Consider the following 20370-nt stretch of genomic DNA (forward strand, 5'->3'; position numbering starts at 1 on the left):
AACTCTTTAAGATTTTTCTTTAATTGGATGTCTAATAACTGTTTTAAGTTTCTCCGGTAATGTTTTTCTCACATCAGATATATAAATTTCATGGTGAAATCTTGTCTCGTTAATGTCTAATTCATACCCTTCAGAAATCATATATTCATGCATCTTAGCGACAGTTTCTAGCTCTTTATCATAAGGGCCAATATGCATACATTGTACACATTCTCCTTCATCATAGGTGAAAAATTCAACTTTCGAAAAATCTTCTTTTTTCTTTTCCGTTACTTGCTTAATAGCCCACTCAAATACTTCTTTTGTAACAAAATCTGGCATACGTATTAACGAAACAAACTTAAAATTTTGTTTATTAGCGTAATCAACACCTTCTACTCCTTCTTACCACCAAAACCCTTCTAACGGCGGAACGACAAAATCAAAGTAATTAGGGATTTTATAATCTCCCTTTTTACTCATCTTTATAGCGTATGCTACTGGATATAAAAGGTTTATCGATTTCTTATATTCACTATTTTCATCATTTGGATCCCCACTCCCCCTAACTGCAATATAATTAGCTTTCTCTACATTAACAATACTTGGTTTAGTCTTAGGGGCATATAAATGCTTAAGAGTTTTTTTAAAATCAACTGCCATGCTACTTCTCCAAAATAAAAATTATTCTATCTGATTCAGTATATCTTTTATTGTTTTTATCAAAGTCACAGAAATAATCTTTAACTTTAAATCCAATATTTTGAATTTCAGCAAGAACTCTTTGAATTTCATAAGTTCTTTGTGAGTGAAACTGTTCTAGTTTTTTATATAAACCATTGTTTTCTTTGATAAAGAACGATAGTTCACTCTCCACTTCCAATTCATTCTCTGTCTCATATGTAAACCAAAGATAACTAATCTCCTCATCTTCATAACCGAAAACTTGTTTTTCTAGCATATCTGTAACTTTTTTTGGAGTGTGGATATCAAATACAAATTTTCCACCTTTTTTTAAAGACAAGTATACTTCTTTTAATCCTAGTTTAAACTCTTCAAAATCTGATAAATAATTAAACACATCAAATGTACTTAATACAAAATCAAATTCCATATTCAATGATGATATTTCTAATAAATCCATCACAAAATAATTACAACCAGGAACTTTTTCACTAGCTATTGCTAACATTTGTTCACTGTTGTCCACTGCGAATACTTCTCCATATTGTTTTAGGGTTTGTAGCATAGTACCACTACCACAACCTAAATCAAGAACTAGAAGATTTTCTCTATCTTCTAATTCTTGACTAATAATATTTTTATAAGCATCGTAGTCGACATCCATAAGTTTATCATAAACAACACTTAAATTTTCGTACATATTATACACCTTTTATAGGATATTTCTCAAATAGTGCATCTAATTCATAGTATTCTCTATCGTCACGAGTCATGATATTTACTACTACGTCACCTAAGTCCATAAGAATCCATTTAGCTTCTCTTAGACCTTCTGTGCTATGAATTTCTCCACCGTTTTCTAATACTTGTTCTCTTACTTCTTGAGCGATCGCTTCTACTTGTCTGTTTGTAGGTGCGTGACAAATTACAGAATAGTCATATAATACTCCTGCTTGAGTTAAATCATAAGCAACGATATCATAACCGTGTTTATCATCACATGCATCTACAACAACTTTTAATAAGTTTTCTACTTCCATTTTCATCCTCTTTCTTTATTTTATTTTTTTATAATATGGAACATTACCACATATAATACATCATCTTCTGGGTATCTTTTTGCTAATTTATCGATTAATTCATCTAGAGTAACACCATAATACTTAGCATAACGTTCTGTTAAAGTATCCCTTGTTACAGGCTTAACTAAATCAACTTCTAATGTAGCAAACACTGTATCAGGATCTTCATAAGTCGTAGCTTCTAATAAATCACCTTTTTTAAAGTGAGCTTCACTCTTATTTCTAATTGTGATTGTTTTTTCATCAGCTAAGATTTTATCTTTATTTTTTTCTTTAAATCCAACACGATAGTTTTTAATATTATAATAGTTATAACAATCTAATAATGATGGGTAAATTCTTTCATCATTATCGATTAAATAAACTAACGTATACTTAGCAGCAAGTCTTACCGCTTCATCCAAATCATATTGAGATACTTCTGTAACCTCTGCTAGATGTGGGTGTTTTCTTTGTGGATCAGTATAGTCAGCTATGAAGATTATTTTTTCTAATAATGTCATGTGCTTTCTACCGAATGTGTGGTTAGCTACAGCAAGTTTAACTTCCTCATCTGCTACACCAAATTCTTCTTCGATAAATGCACTTGCTACAGGTCCATGAAGCACTTCTACTGGGTAGTCTAATAGTTTCCCATCTAAATTATGTAAAATTACATATTTTTTCATTAATACTTCATCCATTGGTTTACAAACATCATGCACTAATGCCGCTAATGCTGCTTTTTCTACGTTTGCTCCATGAATTTTCGCAAGATGTTTCGCTACTTCCACAACTCTTAATGTGTGCTCGTATCTTTTTTCTGGTAATATTTCTTTTACTCTATTTTGAATTTCTTGATATTCCATATAAACCCAACTCCTCTATATATGACCTACATTCATCTGTAATCATATACTTAATACTTTTCTTATTTTTTAAATTTTTCCTAATTAAACTAGAACTTATCTCGATTATTGGTGATTTCATTATCTCATAATTAATAGATTTATAAAACTCATCCCCTTCTACAACCTTACATAAATCCTCTTCATCACGAGCAACAAAAATAAAAGTTACAAGTTTTGCTAGTTCTCTTATATTATACCATTTTTTTAAGTCTTTGGCTCTATCTGTTCCAATAATAAAATAGATTTTTTTATTTTTATACAATTCACTAAAATACTTAACAGTATTATAACTATAACTTACACCCTCATTTGATATTTCATAGTTACTTACTTCAAACTTTAAGTTGCCTTTAATACTTAGTTTCGTCATCTCAAACCTACTTTTATCACTAGCTTCAAGTTCTCTACCTTTTAACGGTGTAATATACGAGGGAATAAAAATAACTTTCTCTAAATCATAAGTATCTAGTGCTGTTTCGGCAGTAATTAAATGACCAATATGAATCGGATCAAAACTACCACCATAAAGCGCAATTGACATCTTATTTCACCAACTCTATTTTTCTATACTTTTCCTTAGAGCTTTGTTTGTATAATACAATAGTGTGTCCAATTACTTGAACTAATTCAGATGAAGTGCGTTCTGATAAAATTTTTGCAACCTCATCTTTATCTTCTTCACAGTTTTGTAAAATACTTACTTTTAATAATTCACGTTTTTCTAACGCATCTCTAATTCCTTGAATCATGTCACTATTTACACCTGATTTTCCTACTTGGAAAATTGGTGATAAATGATGAGCCAATGCTCTTAATTGTCTTTTTTGTTTTCCTTTTAACATCTTATCCTCTTTTCTTATACTATATTATCGATTCACGTACAAATACTTCGATTTCTTCTGGCACATGAATATCAATCTTGCATCCACTATCGCTATTAACAGTAATCCATCCTAATCCAGAAATCACAATATCCATCTTTCTACTATCGATTGTGAAACTTTTCTTAACTTGATTATTGAAGATAGAAATATTATCTTCAAACGGCGGTTTCAATAATGTCCCTAAGTGCTTTTCAAACAGTTGATCTGCGTTACTTAGCTTTGTACGATGAATTTCTACTAAATTAGATGCATATAATGTGAAACTTTGACGTTCCCCTTCTACAAAATCCATTCTAGCCATACCACCGAAGAATAAACTTTGCTCTGCATTTAACTGGAATACACGAGCCTTAATCTCTTTTTTAGGCATTACTAGTTTTAAGCTCTGTGCATCTAGATAATGAGCTATATCATAATCCAGTATAATTCCTGGTGTATCATAAATACTAGTAGCGCGGTCTAACGGTATCTCTATCATTCCTAGTGTTGTCCCAGGGAAGTGAGAAGTTGTAATAACATTCTTATCCCCTGTTGTAAGTTCAATAAGTTTGTTAATGAATGTAGATTTACCAACATTTGTCGCTCCTACTATATAAACATCCTTACCATTTCGTAATTCATCTATACGACTTGCTGCTTCTTCAACACCTTGATTTTTTATCGCACTAATTAGAAGAATATCTTTAACTTTAATCCCCTTAGCTTTTAGCATCTTAAACAGCCATTGTTTTACTTTGTTTTGTTTAACAGATTTAGGTAATAAATCCAGTTTGTTAGCTACAAGTACTATATCTTTATTATTTCCTACAATATCCACTACATCTTCAATCCAACTTCCAGAGAAGTCGAAGATGTCTACTACTTTTACTATTAATGCATCTTTTTTTGATAGTGTTTTGATAAGTTGATAAAAATCGTCAGCTCCAAGTTGAACATCAGATACTTCATTGTAATTTTTTAATCTAAAACATCTTTTACAAACAAGATTACCATCTATACTTTTTTCTACTACACTTTTTGGTAAATAACCTTGTTTATTTTGATCTTCACTTTGAATCTCAACACCACAACCTATACAATAAACTTTATTACTCAATATGGCCTCCATTTTCTTTCTTACTATTTTAATCGATACCCTACTTTTTTCATTTTAGGGAATTTTTTTCTTCTTGTTAAATTTTGGATTATTAACCCTTCAAAAAATCTATTAATTCTAGTTTTAAATGCATCTGTTTTAGATATAGGCTTCACAAGAACACTCATAACTCCAAAACTTTTTGCTCCTAGTACATCAGTTAAAACTTGATCTCCTAAAATAATCGCTTCTTCGGGCTTTCTATTTAATTTTTGTAAAGCTCTTTTAAATCCAATTGTCAACGGCTTTTTTGCTCCAGCTACATATTGAAGATTTAATTTTTTGCAGAACTCTTCAACACGTTCTTCTGTATTATTAGACACTACAATAATATCGAAACCAGCTTTTTTCATCTTCTTTAGCCATTTATTCAATTCTTTTGTATCTTTTTTACTATCCCATGATATTAAAGTATTATCTAAATCAGAAATAATAACTTTTTTGTTGTGCATATTCATATACTCAACATCTATAAACTCATACTTTTCTATAAAATCATCTGGTGAAAAATATCTTTTTAGTACCATTTTCTTCTACTCAATAGCCTATAAAATAGTAGCTATTTTCTCTCCCATCTTGATTTCTCTATTTTCTAAATTCTCTTCAAGCAATATATTATCTTTTTCAAATAATAATACCACAGTAGAACCAAACTCAAAGTATCCTAATTCTTCACCTTTTTTTACATAAATACTCTCGTATGTAGGAATAATAGAATTCACATTTTGAGCACCTACAGGTATCATTGTATAATTAATTTTTCCATTAAGTTTATACACTTGTCTATAATTATAGCTTAGAATATTATCTCCCAATTCCAGACCTAGATTATTAACTGGATATGAATATTTACCTAAACTATAAGCATCCTTTACCTGACTATTCATCGGGAAGTGAATGCGATGATAATTTCTTGGACTAAGATATATTATCAGATATATACCATCCTTATATTTATCAGCAAGTTCACTATCCCCTACTAAAGTTTGAACATTATAAACTTGACTTTTCACAACGAATGTACTATCTTCACCTATAACACCTACCTCTGAAATAATACCATCAGTAGGACTTACTAACGAGTCTTCATCCTGATTAATTGGTCGAGCATCGGGACGTAATTTTCTAATAAAGAACTCATTAAGATTTTTAAAATCATCAATCTCATCTAAAATTTCATCAGTATTAATATCATAAACTTTAGCAAAAGGCTGTATCATTAATCTACTTAAATTAGACTTAGTTAATTTTTTTAGAGCCTTAGAACTCATATCACCATTTGTTAATTCAACACAAAGCTGAAACATTTTCTTTTTTAACATACCCGTCTCCTTATTAAATATCATGTTTTATTTTACTATAAAAATCTATTAAATACAAATGTTGAAAGGGGAAATCAAAAAATCAATAATATCCAGTAATAAAATTCATTTTTTTTATTTTTCAATAATTATTATATTATTTTATTCAATTCACACTTAAAAATACACATAAAATTATATTCTATAACTATACAAAAATACTATCAACAATACATTTGTATATTCAAATATATTAGAAAATTTTTATTTTATATCGTTGATTTTAATAATATAAAATTGTATAATATAATTATAATATATAAGCAAGGGAGTGAATCGACATGACGTTAAATAATAAAGTCAAAGAAAATATTATATTAACAACTGTCCAAAACGTTTGAACTAAGGGCTATTCTCTGACAAGTGTTCAGGATATAATAAAAAAGGCTAAGGCCCCTAAAGGAAGCGTTTATTACTATTTTCCTAAAGGAAAAGATGAAATTTATCTAGAGGCACTAGATAAAATTAACAGTAATGTAAAAAAAGAATTCAAAACAATTTCTCCAAAACTAGGGACTTTAGAGGAATATTTAACAAATGTTTTTGATCTCTTTATATCAAAAGGTAAAGCATGCAAACAAAGTGGTTTTTCACTGACATTATTAGCAATGGAAACTGCAGAGCTTTCTCCAATAATCGCAGAAAAATGTAGTGATGTATTAGAAAATTGGCGTTTATTACTCGCTGATGGGCTATTTGACAGAAATATTCCAGAAGATGTATGTAATCCAGTCAGTGAGTGGCTATTTACTAGTATTCAAGGCGCGTTAACCGCAAACAGAATCCACAAAGATGAAGCTTTTCTTTTTAATATAAAATCTTCAATAAAATTTGTTTCTACAGCCTCTCCTGAAACACTTAGAGAAGTATTCTCTAAGTCAGATGAAGACGAAGTTGTCGCATAAAAAATACTCTCTACCAAAAATTAAACATTATGGTAGGGAGTATTTTTATTTTAAATTGTATTTATCATTTGCATTGTTAAAGAATTAATTTTTTGGTTAAAAAATTTTTTTATCGCAGGATCAATATCCAATCTATCTAATGCCAACTCAAAGTCTTCTAACCAATATTTCGCTTCCTTAATAGAAATAGGAAGTTTCATATGCTTTTTTCTTAAATCGGGTGTCGCAAAGATAGAATGACCTGGTTCCCCTAAGAACAATCTAAAAAATTTCTTTTGTTCAATTTTAATCTTATCAAATCCTTCAGTAAATAATAGATTTATTCTATCATCATTGGGAATAATATCATCATACATGTACATAACCAATTCATCAATTTTCTCTTCTCCAATTTGTTCATACAGGTTCATAAATTCCTCCACAATTTATTCATATTTTTTTCACTTTTTGTCCTTATTTATATTAAACTACATTACTAACTATTTTTCAATTAAAACGATTAAATTATGAATAGTATTCTTCTTCATTATTAAATTATATTATATCTATAGAATTCGATTAATTTAGTGAAAATATAATTTTATAAAATAAAAGCGTAGTCTAGGTCATAGCCTATTCTACGCTTTTTTTATTATTTAAGTAATTTTTTGAATGCTTCTACTTTGTCAGTTCTTTCCCAAGTAAATTCTACATCTTCACGTCCAAAATGTCCGTAAGCTGCTGTTTTCTTGAAGATTGGTTTTCTTAAATCTAAAGTTTCAATAATTCCATTTGGTGTTAAACGGAATTCTTCTTTAATAGTTTTAACGATATCCCCTTCGTCAACTTTTGATGTGCCAAATGTTTCTACAAAAATTGATACTGGATGAGCCACTCCAATTGCGTAAGCTAATTGAACTTCAGCTTTATCACAGATACCACTAGCTACGATGTTTTTAGCGATATATCTAGCCATATAAGCTCCAGACCTATCTACTTTAGTAGCATCTTTACCACTAAATGCTCCACCACCGTGACGTGAGAATCCACCGTATGTATCAACGATAATTTTACGTCCTGTTAGTCCAGCATCACCAACTGGTCCACCAATTACGAATCTTCCTGTTGGGTTGATGAAATACTTAGTATTTTCATCTAATAAACCTTTATCTAGACATGGCTCAATTACATGTTTTTTAATATCTGCATGAATTTGTTCTTGACTTACATCTGCATCGTGTTGTGTAGAAACTACAATTGTATCAATTCTATTAACTTTATGATTTACATCATATTCGATTGTCACTTGTACTTTTCCATCTGGACCTAAGTATGAAAGAGTTCCATTTTTTCTAACTTCTGCTAATTGTTTAGAAAGTTTTTGACTTAGATAAATTGGTAGTGGCATAAATGTCGGTGTTTCGTTAGTTGCGAATCCAAACATAAGACCTTGGTCTCCTGCGCCTACTTCATTCTCTTCTTTTTGTTGTTTTGTTTCTAATGAATTATCAACCCCAAGAGCGATGTCTGGAGATTGTTTGTCTAATCCAACAAGAACTGAAATATGATCACCTGAGTATCCTTTATTAGGATCAGTATAACCAATTTCATTAATTGTATCACGTACAATTTGTTGGAAGTCAACGTTCGCTGTTGTTGAAACTTCTCCTACAAGTACTGCTAATCCTGTATTTACACAAGTTTCACAAGCTACACGACCGTATGGGTCTTGCTCTAAAATTGCATCTAAAATCGCATCTGAAACTTGGTCAGCGATTTTATCTGGGTGTCCTTCTGTAACTGATTCTGATGTGAATAAATATGTTTTGCTCATTTTTTTCTCCTAAAATATTTTTGTCTGATATTAATACAAATCTCCTCTAAATCCTTAATATCTTTTAAATTATAAAATAAAGACCTTATCTCATAGACAAGGCCTTTATTTATTACCTCATCGTTCAAAGTAAACTTTGCTAAGGAAAGCACCTTAATCAATTGATTAGGTTGCCGGAGTTCAACGGGCCTTATCCCTCACTCACTCTTGATAAGTATTTATATTTCTTTTATCAGCATATTAGATTTTAATACACTTTATGTTATTTGTCAAATGATAAAGTACAAAATTAATATTCAATATTATATTTACTTCTTTCTTTAAGAATTTTCTCCTTCAGCTTCTCCGCTTCTTCAATAGGCAAACAATCAATCGATAATCTGCTATATATCCCTGTTACTTGTATATTGGCTAATTTAAACTTATTTAAAATAGGTCCCGTATTTATAGTAACATCTTGAATAGTATTATACGGCAAAGTTTTCTTACTCTTGAAAAGTGCCCCTTCAACTTCCGACACACCCATTTCGTCTACTTCATAAGAATAATTTCTAATTACTAAAGGTGGGATAACTAAAGCGACTAGAGCATATATCGTTAATATTACTAATATACCTAGACCTAGGAACTTATAATTTATTTCAGTTTTAAAATAATCATATACACTTTTACCAATAACTGGTGATAATAGAACTAGAGCATATATCCCAAAGTGTATTCTCAAATATTGTATAGACCTTTGTGGTAAATTACGTGATTTTTTTTCAAATATTCTATTCATAACCTACCTCCGATACAATAAAATCTCTCTCTAATTTTTCTTTATATCCTTTATCATAATATTTCAACTTAATATCTGAGTTTACTCCAATAGAATTTATCGCTAGATGAGATAGGTCTCTTTTTTTCATAAAATAGTTTGTTCTACTATTTATAGTTCCTACTTTTTTCACCTTAATAAATTCTGTTATTATTGTTAATTGTCTCATAAATGTATTCTTAAAGTAATGTCTATCATATGAAAGTTCATTATATTTCAACATATAGTTTTTCACTAAAATACTATACGAAACTAAGACAAGATAAAGAGCAATCGAACTTAAAACTTTATACTCTAACTTCAAATCAATATTAGCGAAATATAAAATCGCAAATACTATTATCAGTAGAGGGCTACAATTAAACAAACTCCAACGATACATCGCCACTCTTGCCTTACCTTGTATTTTTTCACTCTCTAAGCTATCATAGTGATTTAAGTCTATTCCTAGATTATTTTTCACAAAATTCTGTGCAAAATCCTTTTTTACCAAAGGTAAGACATCTATCGTAGATTTTTGCTCACTTAAATCTTCCGATACATTATTAGTCAAAGTCTCAACAGATAATTTCGCTAGCCCAAAGAATCTATAACGTAACGGATATATTAATTTTACACTTTGAATTCTATCAATATCAATAACCAATGATTTTTTCGTTAAGAGTCCATATTTACACAGTAGATTATGATCTTTTGTCGTAAGGATAAAGTTGTAATATTTTATAATCGTAAAAATAATTGATGCTAATACTACTAAAATCATGAAAATTCCAATTATTATAAATAAGGCTGTTATATTCCCTGCAACTGATTCAGCATTTTTTTCAAGAAGTTCATCAAAGTAAGCTTCATTATCAAAAATAATCTTAAATACATCTCGAATCTTATCATTTAAGGCAAGTATTAATCCTAAAGCTGCAAAGAACCTAACTCGTAATAACCCATAAAATGCAAGGTCTTTTACAGACAATCGTAGTATTTCTCTTTGAATCTCTTCTTCCGTATTCTCGCGAACTACAGTAGTATCTTCATCGCGTTTTAAATCTCTTAATATATCGATTAAATTTAATGCGACTTCCTTTTTTAGAGGTTTTATCCTAATCTTACCTCCAACAAGATTAATATCTACAGAAAGCAGATTAAAAGCCTGGTACAATACATTGGAACTCATATCGATTGACTGGATATTTTCAAGATTTATATTTTTTGCTTCTTTATTTATTATTCCTTTTGTGTAAATTAATGCCCCATCGCGAACTTCGTAACTTTTTAAGAAATAATCAAATATACCTATTACTATTAGTAGAAGAATCCCTGCCAAAACTAGTAAATAATATTTCCAGTTTTGCTCTTTTAATGCCAGAATCATAAAAATACCAAACAATCTAAATCCTGTAATTACTGTATCCATAATAACCATAGGATGTACTCTATTCTTTTTAATATTATTCATCTTTATACCTCCTATAGTTAAGATTATTTTCTAGTATTTTTAACAGTAAGTTTTCTAACTGTTCTACATCCTTTTTAGAAACATAGAAGCCTAATTTTTCCGAACCTGTGTTTATACTAATCTTGTAAATATTGAACTTTTTTGATATTACATTTTGTTTAATTGTATAATCTAGTATATTTCTAAGCGGTGCTACTTTCTCCAACTTAAAAAATGTGTACATTAATGTTGAAGCTAATTTAAAATGTTCATCTGTAATTTCAAAAAACGTATTGTACTCATATTTGTCTCTTAACAATATTACAACACACTGATTTAAAAGCGTTAATCCTACTAAACTTATCCATAGTATGAGGTAGGTATTTACACCAAAAACCTCTTCAAACTTTGTAAATTTAAAAATTATAGAACCCAGAATAATACCAGTTAGACTTATTGTCCAATCAATAAAGAAGCTATAATTTATGGATATTCTTCCTATATATTTCCTCATAAAACTCCTCCCCTTTTATCATTAACAACCGATAAGATTTAAACCTCGTTCACGTTCAATCGTAGTCTCATCTCCATGGCCTGGATATACTATTTTCGCACCATCAAGCTTAAATAATACATTACCTAATGAATTTTTTAAAGCATCATAATCTGATCCGTATAAGTCATAACGACCAAAACCACTTCTAAATAATGCATCTCCTACTATTACAAACTTTCCAAAATCAAATGATACGCCCCCTGGAGAGTGCCCTGGTGTTGGTAAGACTGTAAAACTTAATCCAGCAATTTCGTATTTTTTATTTTCTTCAAACTCGAATTCTGCTGGATCAGTCATAGGTGGTCTTCTTAAACGGAACAATGTTGAACCATTAAAATCTGGATTTTGTAACCAATCACGTTCATTCCCTGAAATATATACCGGTACTCCATAGTGTTTTCTACATTCATCTAATGACATAATATGATCAAAGTGAGCATGCGTTAATAATATAGCTTCGATTTTTACATTTAATTCTTCTACAGCTTTTTGTATTCTGTCAAAACCTTCACCTGGATCTACAATAACTCCACGCCCATTTTTATATACTATATAGCAGTTTTCATCTACCATATCCATTACTATTCTTTTAATTTCTGCTTTTGCCATTTTCTCAAAACCTTTCCATAATTATCGTTACTTTTATTTTATCTTATTATCAACTTATTAACAAGTCTTGATTAGCTCTTTTTTTACTTTACTTATATTAAGCTCGCTTCACTTGACCTTATTTAATATTTTTTTTATACTGATATAGTATGATTTTCATAAAAACTTAGTTTTTTTCTAACTTTTTCATAATAAGTTAGAATTAATTATCTAAGAAAAAAGGAGAAATAAAATGAAATTAAATTCATTCGCTAAGTTTTCATTACTTAGTATTTCTATATTATTAATGTCACATCTTGCTATCTCTCCAGTAATTCCAAACCTATATAATTTTTATCATGCAAGTAACCCTAATATAGGTTTAGCTTCTGTCGAGAATTTAGCCACAATCCCTGCTATGATGATAACCATCTTCGTTCTTCTTAGCAATGGAGTTATTAAGTTTATCGGTAAAAAAAATACAGTTCTTCTTGGACTTCTACTAATATTTATCTTTGGTATTGTACCAGCCTTTACAACTAACTTTAAAGTTGTTTTAATTAGTAGACTTTTCCTCGGAGCTGGTATTGGTTTATTTAACTCACTTTCTATTAGTATGATAAGTGACTTCTTTGATGAAGAACATCGTGGTACTATGATTGGGCTGAGAACAGCATTTCTAAATATTGGTAAAGCATTAACTACATTTATTTCTGGATATCTATTAATCTATGGTATTCAATATACATTTTTAGTTTATACTCTAGCACTTCCTATATTTATAATTTTCCTATTATTTGTACCAAACGCAGAAAATACGAATAATAAGAAAGTTAGTATTAAATTCCATAAAGAGACTATCATTCTAACTCTCCTAACATTTTTAATAGGCATTTCATATATGGGAGCCACTATCAAAATTCCTACTCTATTAGCAGAAAAATATCACTATCAACCAGATATAGCTAGAAATCTATTAACGATTTTAGCTCTAAGTGGTATTCTTTCAGGAGTTATCTTCGGTATTCTTGTTAAAAGATTTAAAAATCTAACTTTACCTATAATGTTAAGTTTCATGACAGTCGGAAGTTTATTGTTTGCTTTAGCAAATAATATTATCATCTTCTATATTGCTGCTATTTTTATCGGAATCAGTTTTGTTGGAACGATGTCATTTAACTTCTTCTACATTTCTAAAAAGTTAGAAAACAAATTTATAAACTTTGCAACAAGTGTAATTTTAGTAGGCGGTAATGTTGGTGTGATCTTGACTCCAGTAGTACTTACAAAAATACCTGAAGCTCTACATCTTGAAAAATATACTACACCATTTTTCATAACTACTATACTAATGTTGATTTCTACATTAGTTAGTTACGCAGTATTAAGAAATAAAAAATAATATAAACTAAAAGAGGCACAACATATAATTTTTACGTTGTGCCTCTTATTATTAACTGTTTAATAATTCTTTATTTTTCTCTAAGAATTCTTTTAATTCTTTATCTGGAACCTGTCTAGCTAATACTAATGTTCTCAATGAAACATTATCTATTCTGCAAGTACAAAAAACCGCCATATTATCCTCTCCAGATATTTTACTACTTTCTAACCAATTTCTTGATCCTGTCTTAAACATGTTAATAAATTTATTTTTATCACTGAAAGTATTTGGAATTTGATATAAATCTGTTTCTTCGTGAACTACTTTGACTCCTGTTACTTCATAATAATATTTCCTCTCAGGTGATTCCATTACTATAACTCTATGACTATCAAAATAATCTTTCTTAGCAAACCAATTCATATTATTAAAAACCCTTGTATCTAAAGTTATTTTTTTCTCTTCTATTCCTGCACGAGCATGGCCAAATATCCATTTTACGTCACCTTGATTTAAATCTGATTTATTTTCAAAATCCATGAAAACTGCACCAATTAATGGGGCTGGTTTATTTTCAATACTGTATTCTAAGTATTTAGAATTATTAGTTGTCTGTAGAATTGGTTCTTTTAGTGAATCTCCACCATCCCCAGGAACATACATATAACCAATAACGTCATTGTTTATTAACTTTAATTCTTTAAATTTATTGTCCAAGTAATCTTTTTCAGCTTGATTAACTATGTACTCATCATTTTCCTTAGATTCTACTTTTTGCTCAACTCGAACCTGTGGTTCATTAGAATTTTTATTCATATAAGAATATATTCCAAATACTCCACCAAACACAAATAAAAACATTAAGACATACTTTATAATTTTACTTAATAAAGATTTATTATTATTCATAAAAATATTCCTTTCTAACAATTTATATTTCCATACCTAAACTCCATATTAGATTATATCATAATATTCCTGAAAATACTTCAAAATAAAATCCTTTAAACATAGTAAAGAAATCGAACTTTTTCTAAGTTCGATTTCTCATCATTTTGAATATTAAATATTATTTAAACTTGTCTAATATTAACAAAATCAGTTGGAGGTACATTTTCTTTCCCTAGGTCTGGCTGACCTGCTGTAATTAAGATAAAATCACCTTTTTTAGCCAAACCTGATTCTTTAGCAAATTTTGGTGCTAAACTTAACATTTCTTCCATAGGTAATGTTCTTTCTTCTATGAATGTTGTAACACCTCTTGTTAATGCTAATTTTCTAGCTTTTTGTTTCGATGGAACTACTGCTAGAATTTGAACTTTTGGTTTATACCTTGCGATAAACTTAGCAGTACTACCTGATTTAGTATATGTAACAATGTTATTCACATCTAGTGAATCAAGTAAATATTTTGTTGATAGTGATATTGCATGCGCAATATCCATCTTATGATTTTTATACTCATCGTCTTCATCTTCAAGGACTATATCTTGAGTTTCGATATAACTAATGATTTTATCAACTGTTTGTAAAGCCTCTTTTGGATAATTACCTGTAGCTGTTTCTTCTATTAACATTATTGCATCTACTCCATCGATAACCGCATTCGCCACATCAGAAACTTCAGCACGTGTTGGTCTAGGATTATAAATCATAGAATGTAGCATTTGAGTTGTTAAGATTACCTCTACAGTTGCATCATTAGCTTTTCTAATAATTTCTTTTTGAATACTTGGTAGATTTTCATACGGAAGTTCCATACCAAGTTCATCCCTATTAATCATAATAGAATCCGCAAATTGAATAATTTCATCGATGCTTTCATATGCTTCTTTACAGTCAATTTTCACTATTAATCCAATATCCTTTTTCCCTTGAACTTGCAATATATCTTTTACTTTTCGGATTTCATCTAGATTACTAACGAATGGACAAGCAACAAAATCAACATCATTTTGACAAGCAAAATGAACATTTTCTTCTTCTATTTTAATTAATTTATATTTACTCTCCGCATAAATATGATCTAAGTCATAAATTATTGCAGTATTTTTATCTAATTTGTCTCTTAATTCTTTTATTTTATTAATTCTATCAATGCAATCTTCTGTGCTCCCATAATATGTATCAATTAATACAGCATCCGCACCTTTAGCAACAATCTCCTCTAATATTCCCTCTGTACTATTTCCCAAAGTTGCTATAATTTTTGCCTTTCTAGTCATATATAACTACCCCACCTTTTTTAAAACGTTTTCTTTTTTTTAATTATAACACATTAAATTATTATTTTCTAGATACTTTTTAAAGTTATTGAAGTTTACAACTTCTTAATATTTAATTATCATTTTATTATTTATAAATATATACAGAACTGTTTTTTCAAATAACACTATAGAAACCACTAATTTTTCAGCATTTTCTTTCCCTTAAAGTAGCGCTAAATATTTTTTAAAATTTCTACTTAACTATAAAAAAGAGGTTATACTAACATTTGTATAACCTCTTTTCATTATTATTTTTATTTATTAGAAATAATAATTCAATACATTAAATGATTATTTCTTTTTTAGGAGCTACAATACCAGACTCAAGATAATCTAGGAATTCTCCGAATAGATTTTCCATTTCTGCATATGAGTTTAAAGTATTTAATTCTTTTTTAACTTTTGCTCCACCTTTAATACCCTTCATGTAGTATGCAGCATGTTTTCTCATTTCATGCACAGCTACTCTTTCAGGTTTAATTTCCATAAGTCTTCTTAGGTGAAGTAGACAAACGTCAATTTTTTCTCTTGGACTTGGTTCTTCGGTTAATTCTCCAGTTTCTAAGTACTTAACTGTACGATATAGCATCCAAGGATTTCCTAAAGCTGCACGTCCTATCATTACCGCATCACAATTAGTATCATCTAACATCTTTTTCGCAAGTTCTGGTGAAGTTACATCTCCATTACCAATTACTGGAATTTTTAATTCTTTTTTCACATCACGAATAACATCCCAGTTAGCTTTACCGCTGTACATTTGAACTTTTGTTCTACCATGGATAGCAATAGCACTAGCACCTGCACGCTCTGCATTTCTAGCGTTATCCATTATGTAAATATGCTCATCATCCCAACCCATACGCATTTTTACAGTTACAGGCTTAGAAACAGAATCAACTAATCTTGCAATTACTTCATATACCTTATCTGGATCAAGAAGTAATTTACTACCCGCATCAACTTTAGTAATCTTAGGTACTGGACATCCCATATTTAAATCAATAATATCAGCTTCAGTATTTTTGTCAACATACTTCGCCGCTTCTACTAATGTTTCAATCTCTCCACCGAAGATTTGTAAACTCAGTGGACGTTCTCTCGGATCGATATATAGCATATTCATCGTTTTTTTATTGTTAAATAAAATAGCTTTATCACTAACCATCTCAGCACAAACCAATCCTGCACCGAATTCTTTTGCTGTTAAACGAAATGCAGCATTACACACACCTGCCATAGGTGCTAAAACAACTCTATTTGGAATTTCGATTTCTCTAATTTTAAACATTCTTTATCCTTTCTTTTTACAATTTTTCTTTATATACACTTATAGGTTCTGTTATTTTTTCTAATGATTCTTTTATGTTTTTTCTGGCTATCTCTATACTGCCATACATTTCTACTAAAGGAGCTAAAACAAAGTTTCTATCATGAATATATTTATGTGGAACAATTAATCTTTCATCATTAAAGAATAAATCATTATATGTAATTATATCGATATCAATCGTTCTATTTCCCCAGTGTTCTTTACGAACTCGACCTAATTCAAGTTCTATTTTTTGAATCGTATCTAGCAGTTCATATGCGCCCAGTAAAGTTTCTACTTCTATGCACATATTTAAAAAGTTTTGATCAGCTATTCCACCCCATGCTGGAGTTTCATAGATCCTACTTTTCAAAATAATCTTAAGATTATTTTCTTCTATTTTTGTTAAAGCATCTTTTAAATACTGTTCTCTTGGCTCTATATTAGTTCCCAACGCTAGTATAATCATTATAAGTTACCAAACTCCTCACGCGATACTTCTATTACCACACCACATTTTTTAAAATGATATTTTATCGGTGCTCCTGGTTTATTAATTTTTAATTTTATATTTTCAACTTGTGAAAATTCGTCAAAAATATTTTTTAAAATTTCTCCAGCTAATCTCTCTAGCAAATTAAATGTATTAGTCGTAGCAGTCTTCACAACAACTTCTGTAATATCTGCATAACTAATACTATCTGTCATTTCATCACTGAACATAGCTTTCTTATAATTAAGCTCACATTCTATGTCAAAAATAAACTTCTGACCTAATTTATTCTCTTCTTCGAATAATCCATGATTAGCAAATACTTCAAGATTATCAATAAATAACACTGTTCTCATGATTAATACCTCTCAATCATTATTTTGCTTAACTATAAAATTTTATCATATTTCGACTTTTTTCTCTAATGATTATACTTACTTTAACTTATTTTTCATAAAAAAATAAAAATGACCCAAGAGTAATGATTTATTTAAATCAATTTTCTTGAGTCATCTCTCTACAAATTATTCAATAATAATTAGTTACGTTTTTTTCTTCCTAGGAAGAATGCCATCATTGCACTAATTCCAGCAAAAACTAATGAATTAGATGAATCCAATCCTGTTTTTGGTAGTACATTTTTTGATGAAATAGATTCTTTTGATGGAGTATTGTCTCTTTCATTCTCTCTACTTGGCTTATCTTCCGGAACAGGTTTTAATTCTGGTACTTCAGGAGTTGTTGATTTACTAAAGTCGATTTGAACAACTACAGGGTCGTGGTCAGAAGCACGTCCGTGCTCTTCCATAAATGAAGCATTGATATGTACCGGAGAAAATACTACTTTATCCTTGATATTTTTAGAAATTAAAATATTATCTAAACTTTGATTGCTTCCACGGTAGAAGTATGAGTATCTGTCTCCTTGTTCATGTTCAGCCATTAAGTTAACAAGTTCATTTCCTACGATTGTTTTTACACTATCTGAGAATTCAAAATCATTGAAGTCTCCAGTAAGAACAAATTTTAAGTTAGGATTTTGACGTAATCCTTCTTTAATGAAGGCATTAAGAATTTTAGCTTCTTCAATACGTTTTGCTTTTGTATTTTCTACTGATGGTTGATTAGAACCGTAGATTGCATCATCTCCTAATTTTGATTTTAAGTGGTTAGCAATTACTACTATTCTCTCACCTTTAAATTCAAATTCAGCAGCTAATGATTTTCTTACTTTTTCAAAGTGAACACTTGTTGGATCAACTCTAGCTGGGTTTTTCTCAAGGTGTCCATTTACAAAACGTGCTGCTTCTTCACTTCCACCTTTTTCTTTACCAATTAGAGTTACTCTCTTAGGATTGTATAAGTAAGCTACCCTAATGTTAGCACCTGGCTTCCCACCATCTTTTCCATCAACTGGAGCTATTTCAGTGTATTTATAATCTGGTCCACCAAGACTCTTAATTCTTTGAGCTAATTTCTCCCCACTCTTAACTCCATCAACAGTTCCATCATTAACTCCACCATTGTTATCTTGAACTTCGATTAGAGTAATAATGTCAGGACTGTGAACTTCCTTAATAAATGAATTAGCAATCTTATCAACTTTTTCCTCTGGTGTTTCATCATGACCACTGCTATTTGCTGAAAAGTTTTCAATGTTATATGAAGCAATAGTTAATTTATCTTCTGAAGGATAAATTTTTGATACTTCACGTTTTAAACCACCATCTTGAATTGCTGGTACACTAGATGGGTCGATTTTATATGTTTTATTTTTATAAGTAACTACTCCTATGATATTGTCATTAAAGTAATCTTTTGCTTTTGCTACAAATTTATTTCCTACAGTTACTGGTAATACTTCTGTATTTTGAACACCTGGGCGAAGATTCACCCCACCAATGTTATTAAGTTTTTGACCTTTGTAATCTCCTGGTAATACATAAATATCACCTTTATATTGTGGACCAGTAACTTTTGGTTTAGTTACTTCAACAAGCATCCCCTCTAGACTTTCCCAATAGTCTAATGCTTCAGTTTCTGGATTATATTTTGTTGGCGTATTATCCACCACATCTTTAGGCATTTTTTCTGAAATATTTAAAGCTTTTGGTAATTCTGCTTTACCTAATTTTGTTATAGTTGCGTTAATGATTTGAGTAACTGTTAAACTTCCTGCTGGTTTTTTAAAAGTTTGACCTGGTTTTACAGAGTACTCTTCCATATACCCCTCTTTAACAGTTCCTTGAACTTTTAGTAAGTCCCCTGATTCTACTTTATTCTTTGGATCTGTTGAGGCAACATAAATTGCATCAGATGTTCTTGGATTGTTATCTGATACTTTATCTTGAACATAGAATCCTGTTTTATCAGTCTTAGTTACAACAACATTGTTGATTACTACTTCTTTTCCAACTAAAGGACTTTGATGGCTTTCTCCTTGTACTTCACCTATATTTTTTACTTCTTTAGGTACTGTTACTTGAGCTGCTGGCGCAGTTGCTCTAGCCGGTGTACCTTCATTTTTATCTGTAGTAGCAGGCGTCACTACTTCTGTTTTTACTTCTGCCGCAGAGACTTCATTCACCTCAGCTGATAAGTAAGTAGCACCTACTCCTCCTAATACTGCACTTGCTAATAATATTGATAATTTGTATTTTTTCACAATATGAACTCCTTGTATATAAGTTTATACTAATTATTTTACTATTAATTTAATTAATAAGCAATATTAACTGTTTACCTTTACAAAAAAAATCTTCAATATAGATTTTCCTATATTGAA

22 protein-coding genes, 1 pseudogene and 1 riboswitch are annotated in these 20370 nt (G+C 29.9%); of the genes and pseudogenes, 2 read left to right on the forward strand and 21 right to left on the reverse strand.

Translation table 11 applies throughout. The features are described from left to right. Positions 1-6: 6 nt before the first annotated feature. From ACWOBP_RS03835 to ACWOBP_RS03875, 9 genes and pseudogenes are all read right to left on the reverse strand, one after another. Positions 7-642, reverse strand: a pseudogene (locus tag ACWOBP_RS03835) (GyrI-like domain-containing protein). A gap of 1 nt (position 643) precedes the next feature. After that, a complete protein-coding gene (locus ACWOBP_RS03840; protein WP_455337531.1) occupies positions 644-1363 on the reverse strand; it encodes a class I SAM-dependent DNA methyltransferase in 720 nt (239 codons plus the stop codon). A 1-nt stretch (position 1364) separates the two neighbouring features. Beyond that, positions 1365-1703, reverse strand: coding sequence for a ribosome silencing factor (gene rsfS, locus ACWOBP_RS03845; protein WP_004264102.1), 339 nt, complete (start codon positions 1701-1703; stop codon positions 1365-1367). Positions 1704-1723: 20 nt separating this feature from the next. Continuing rightward, the gene (yqeK, locus tag ACWOBP_RS03850) at positions 1724-2593 is read right to left on the reverse strand and encodes a bis(5'-nucleosyl)-tetraphosphatase (symmetrical) YqeK (protein ID WP_455337532.1); all 870 of its coding nucleotides are present in this window, start codon (positions 2591-2593) and stop codon (positions 1724-1726) included. Beyond that, positions 2568-3176: a nicotinate (nicotinamide) nucleotide adenylyltransferase gene (nadD, locus tag ACWOBP_RS03855; RefSeq protein WP_455337533.1), complete on the reverse strand. Its 609-nt coding sequence runs from the start codon at positions 3174-3176 to the stop codon at positions 2568-2570. The genes yqeK and nadD overlap by 26 nt, the downstream gene beginning before the upstream one ends. A gap of 1 nt (position 3177) precedes the next feature. After that, a complete protein-coding gene (gene yhbY, locus ACWOBP_RS03860) occupies positions 3178-3477 on the reverse strand; it encodes a ribosome assembly RNA-binding protein YhbY (protein WP_003147122.1) in 300 nt (99 codons plus the stop codon). 19 nt (positions 3478-3496) lie between these two features. Next, entirely contained in the window at positions 3497-4615 is a 1119-nt protein-coding gene (yqeH, locus tag ACWOBP_RS03865) for a ribosome biogenesis GTPase YqeH (RefSeq protein ID WP_455337534.1), read from the reverse strand. Between the two features lie 23 nt (positions 4616-4638). Next, the gene (locus ACWOBP_RS03870) at positions 4639-5181 is read right to left on the reverse strand and encodes a YqeG family HAD IIIA-type phosphatase (protein WP_455337535.1); all 543 of its coding nucleotides are present in this window, start codon (positions 5179-5181) and stop codon (positions 4639-4641) included. Positions 5182-5199: 18 nt separating this feature from the next. Then, a complete protein-coding gene (locus ACWOBP_RS03875; protein WP_455337536.1) occupies positions 5200-5976 on the reverse strand; it encodes a phosphatidylserine decarboxylase in 777 nt (258 codons plus the stop codon). 395 nt (positions 5977-6371) lie between these two features. Between ACWOBP_RS03875 and ACWOBP_RS03880 the strand changes: the two genes are divergently transcribed. Beyond that, positions 6372-6920, forward strand: a complete 549-nt coding sequence (locus ACWOBP_RS03880) for a TetR/AcrR family transcriptional regulator (protein ID WP_455337632.1) — start codon at positions 6372-6374, stop codon at positions 6918-6920. Between the two features lie 50 nt (positions 6921-6970). Here the strand turns inward: ACWOBP_RS03880 and ACWOBP_RS03885 are convergent, their stop codons facing one another. The 6 genes from ACWOBP_RS03885 to ACWOBP_RS03910 all read right to left on the reverse strand — a co-directional run bounded on the left by ACWOBP_RS03885 (position 6971) and on the right by ACWOBP_RS03910 (position 12150). Continuing rightward, entirely contained in the window at positions 6971-7330 is a 360-nt protein-coding gene (locus ACWOBP_RS03885) for a truncated hemoglobin (protein WP_455337537.1), read from the reverse strand. 221 nt (positions 7331-7551) lie between these two features. Then, the gene (gene metK / locus ACWOBP_RS03890; protein ID WP_455337538.1) at positions 7552-8733 is read right to left on the reverse strand and encodes a methionine adenosyltransferase; all 1182 of its coding nucleotides are present in this window, start codon (positions 8731-8733) and stop codon (positions 7552-7554) included. 114 nt (positions 8734-8847) lie between these two features. Continuing rightward, a riboswitch (SAM riboswitch) is annotated at positions 8848-8950 on the reverse strand. Positions 8951-9022: 72 nt separating this feature from the next. Further along, positions 9023-9514 (reverse strand): PH domain-containing protein, encoded by a 492-nt coding sequence (locus ACWOBP_RS03895; protein WP_455337539.1) that lies wholly within the window; start codon positions 9512-9514, stop codon positions 9023-9025. Further along, positions 9507-11006, reverse strand: a complete 1500-nt coding sequence (locus ACWOBP_RS03900; RefSeq protein WP_455337540.1) for a PH domain-containing protein — start codon at positions 11004-11006, stop codon at positions 9507-9509. The genes ACWOBP_RS03895 and ACWOBP_RS03900 overlap by 8 nt, the downstream gene beginning before the upstream one ends. Further along, positions 10999-11499: a hypothetical protein gene (locus ACWOBP_RS03905; RefSeq protein ID WP_455337541.1), complete on the reverse strand. Its 501-nt coding sequence runs from the start codon at positions 11497-11499 to the stop codon at positions 10999-11001. Before ACWOBP_RS03905 ends, ACWOBP_RS03900 begins: the two co-directional genes overlap by 8 nt. Before the next feature lie 21 nt (positions 11500-11520). After that, the gene (locus tag ACWOBP_RS03910; protein ID WP_455337542.1) at positions 11521-12150 is read right to left on the reverse strand and encodes an MBL fold metallo-hydrolase; all 630 of its coding nucleotides are present in this window, start codon (positions 12148-12150) and stop codon (positions 11521-11523) included. A gap of 232 nt (positions 12151-12382) precedes the next feature. On the opposite strand from ACWOBP_RS03910, the gene ACWOBP_RS03915 reads away from it, so the two are divergent. Then, entirely contained in the window at positions 12383-13531 is a 1149-nt protein-coding gene (locus ACWOBP_RS03915; RefSeq protein WP_455337543.1) for an MFS transporter, read from the forward strand. 51 nt (positions 13532-13582) lie between these two features. Here ACWOBP_RS03915 and srtB read toward each other — a convergent pair whose 3' ends face one another. The 6 genes from srtB to ACWOBP_RS03945 all read right to left on the reverse strand — a co-directional run bounded on the left by srtB (position 13583) and on the right by ACWOBP_RS03945 (position 20250). Further along, entirely contained in the window at positions 13583-14422 is an 840-nt protein-coding gene (gene srtB / locus ACWOBP_RS03920) for a class B sortase, LPKTxAVK-specific (protein WP_455337544.1), read from the reverse strand. 164 nt (positions 14423-14586) lie between these two features. After that, positions 14587-15738 carry a pyruvate kinase gene (locus tag ACWOBP_RS03925; RefSeq protein ID WP_455337545.1) on the reverse strand — a complete coding sequence of 384 codons (1152 nt, stop codon included), beginning with the start codon at positions 15736-15738 and terminating at the stop codon, positions 14587-14589. A 325-nt stretch (positions 15739-16063) separates the two neighbouring features. After that, positions 16064-17071 carry a tRNA dihydrouridine synthase DusB gene (dusB, locus tag ACWOBP_RS03930; protein WP_455337546.1) on the reverse strand — a complete coding sequence of 336 codons (1008 nt, stop codon included), beginning with the start codon at positions 17069-17071 and terminating at the stop codon, positions 16064-16066. 16 nt (positions 17072-17087) lie between these two features. Beyond that, entirely contained in the window at positions 17088-17561 is a 474-nt protein-coding gene (folK, locus tag ACWOBP_RS03935; RefSeq protein WP_455337547.1) for a 2-amino-4-hydroxy-6-hydroxymethyldihydropteridine diphosphokinase, read from the reverse strand. Beyond that, the gene (gene folB / locus ACWOBP_RS03940; RefSeq protein ID WP_455337548.1) at positions 17561-17941 is read right to left on the reverse strand and encodes a dihydroneopterin aldolase; all 381 of its coding nucleotides are present in this window, start codon (positions 17939-17941) and stop codon (positions 17561-17563) included. Before folB ends, folK begins: the two co-directional genes overlap by 1 nt. A gap of 182 nt (positions 17942-18123) precedes the next feature. After that, on the reverse strand, positions 18124-20250 hold the full coding sequence (locus ACWOBP_RS03945; protein ID WP_455337549.1) for an endonuclease/exonuclease/phosphatase family protein: 2127 nt from the start codon (positions 20248-20250) through the stop codon (positions 18124-18126). Positions 20251-20370 lie beyond the last annotated feature (120 nt).

This window comes from Gemella parahaemolysans (genome assembly GCF_053758945.1).

What these genes read in the sequence shown, in the direction of transcription:
- dusB (WP_455337546.1), bottom strand. Translation starts at nt 17,071, where the DNA reads ATGTTTAAAATTAGAGAAATCGAAATTCCAAATAGAGTTGTTTTAGCA.
- metK (WP_455337538.1), bottom strand. Translation starts at nt 8,733, where the DNA reads ATGAGCAAAACATATTTATTCACATCAGAATCAGTTACAGAAGGACAC.
- ACWOBP_RS03910 (WP_455337542.1), bottom strand. Translation starts at nt 12,150, where the DNA reads ATGGCAAAAGCAGAAATTAAAAGAATAGTAATGGATATGGTAGATGAA.
- rsfS (WP_004264102.1), bottom strand. Translation starts at nt 1,703, where the DNA reads ATGGAAGTAGAAAACTTATTAAAAGTTGTTGTAGATGCATGTGATGAT.
- folB (WP_455337548.1), bottom strand. Translation starts at nt 17,941, where the DNA reads ATGAGAACAGTGTTATTTATTGATAATCTTGAAGTATTTGCTAATCAT.
- ACWOBP_RS03915 (WP_455337543.1), top strand. Translation starts at nt 12,383, where the DNA reads ATGAAATTAAATTCATTCGCTAAGTTTTCATTACTTAGTATTTCTATA.
- ACWOBP_RS03895 (WP_455337539.1), bottom strand. Translation starts at nt 9,514, where the DNA reads ATGAATAGAATATTTGAAAAAAAATCACGTAATTTACCACAAAGGTCT.
- ACWOBP_RS03875 (WP_455337536.1), bottom strand. Translation starts at nt 5,976, where the DNA reads ATGTTAAAAAAGAAAATGTTTCAGCTTTGTGTTGAATTAACAAATGGT.
- srtB (WP_455337544.1), bottom strand. Translation starts at nt 14,422, where the DNA reads ATGAATAATAATAAATCTTTATTAAGTAAAATTATAAAGTATGTCTTA.
- ACWOBP_RS03885 (WP_455337537.1), bottom strand. Translation starts at nt 7,330, where the DNA reads ATGAACCTGTATGAACAAATTGGAGAAGAGAAAATTGATGAATTGGTT.
- yhbY (WP_003147122.1), bottom strand. Translation starts at nt 3,477, where the DNA reads ATGTTAAAAGGAAAACAAAAAAGACAATTAAGAGCATTGGCTCATCAT.
- ACWOBP_RS03840 (WP_455337531.1), bottom strand. Translation starts at nt 1,363, where the DNA reads ATGTACGAAAATTTAAGTGTTGTTTATGATAAACTTATGGATGTCGAC.
- ACWOBP_RS03870 (WP_455337535.1), bottom strand. Translation starts at nt 5,181, where the DNA reads ATGGTACTAAAAAGATATTTTTCACCAGATGATTTTATAGAAAAGTAT.
- ACWOBP_RS03925 (WP_455337545.1), bottom strand. Translation starts at nt 15,738, where the DNA reads ATGACTAGAAAGGCAAAAATTATAGCAACTTTGGGAAATAGTACAGAG.
- folK (WP_455337547.1), bottom strand. Translation starts at nt 17,561, where the DNA reads ATGATTATACTAGCGTTGGGAACTAATATAGAGCCAAGAGAACAGTAT.
- nadD (WP_455337533.1), bottom strand. Translation starts at nt 3,176, where the DNA reads ATGTCAATTGCGCTTTATGGTGGTAGTTTTGATCCGATTCATATTGGT.
- yqeK (WP_455337532.1), bottom strand. Translation starts at nt 2,593, where the DNA reads ATGGAATATCAAGAAATTCAAAATAGAGTAAAAGAAATATTACCAGAA.
- ACWOBP_RS03900 (WP_455337540.1), bottom strand. Translation starts at nt 11,006, where the DNA reads ATGAATAATATTAAAAAGAATAGAGTACATCCTATGGTTATTATGGAT.
- ACWOBP_RS03905 (WP_455337541.1), bottom strand. Translation starts at nt 11,499, where the DNA reads ATGAGGAAATATATAGGAAGAATATCCATAAATTATAGCTTCTTTATT.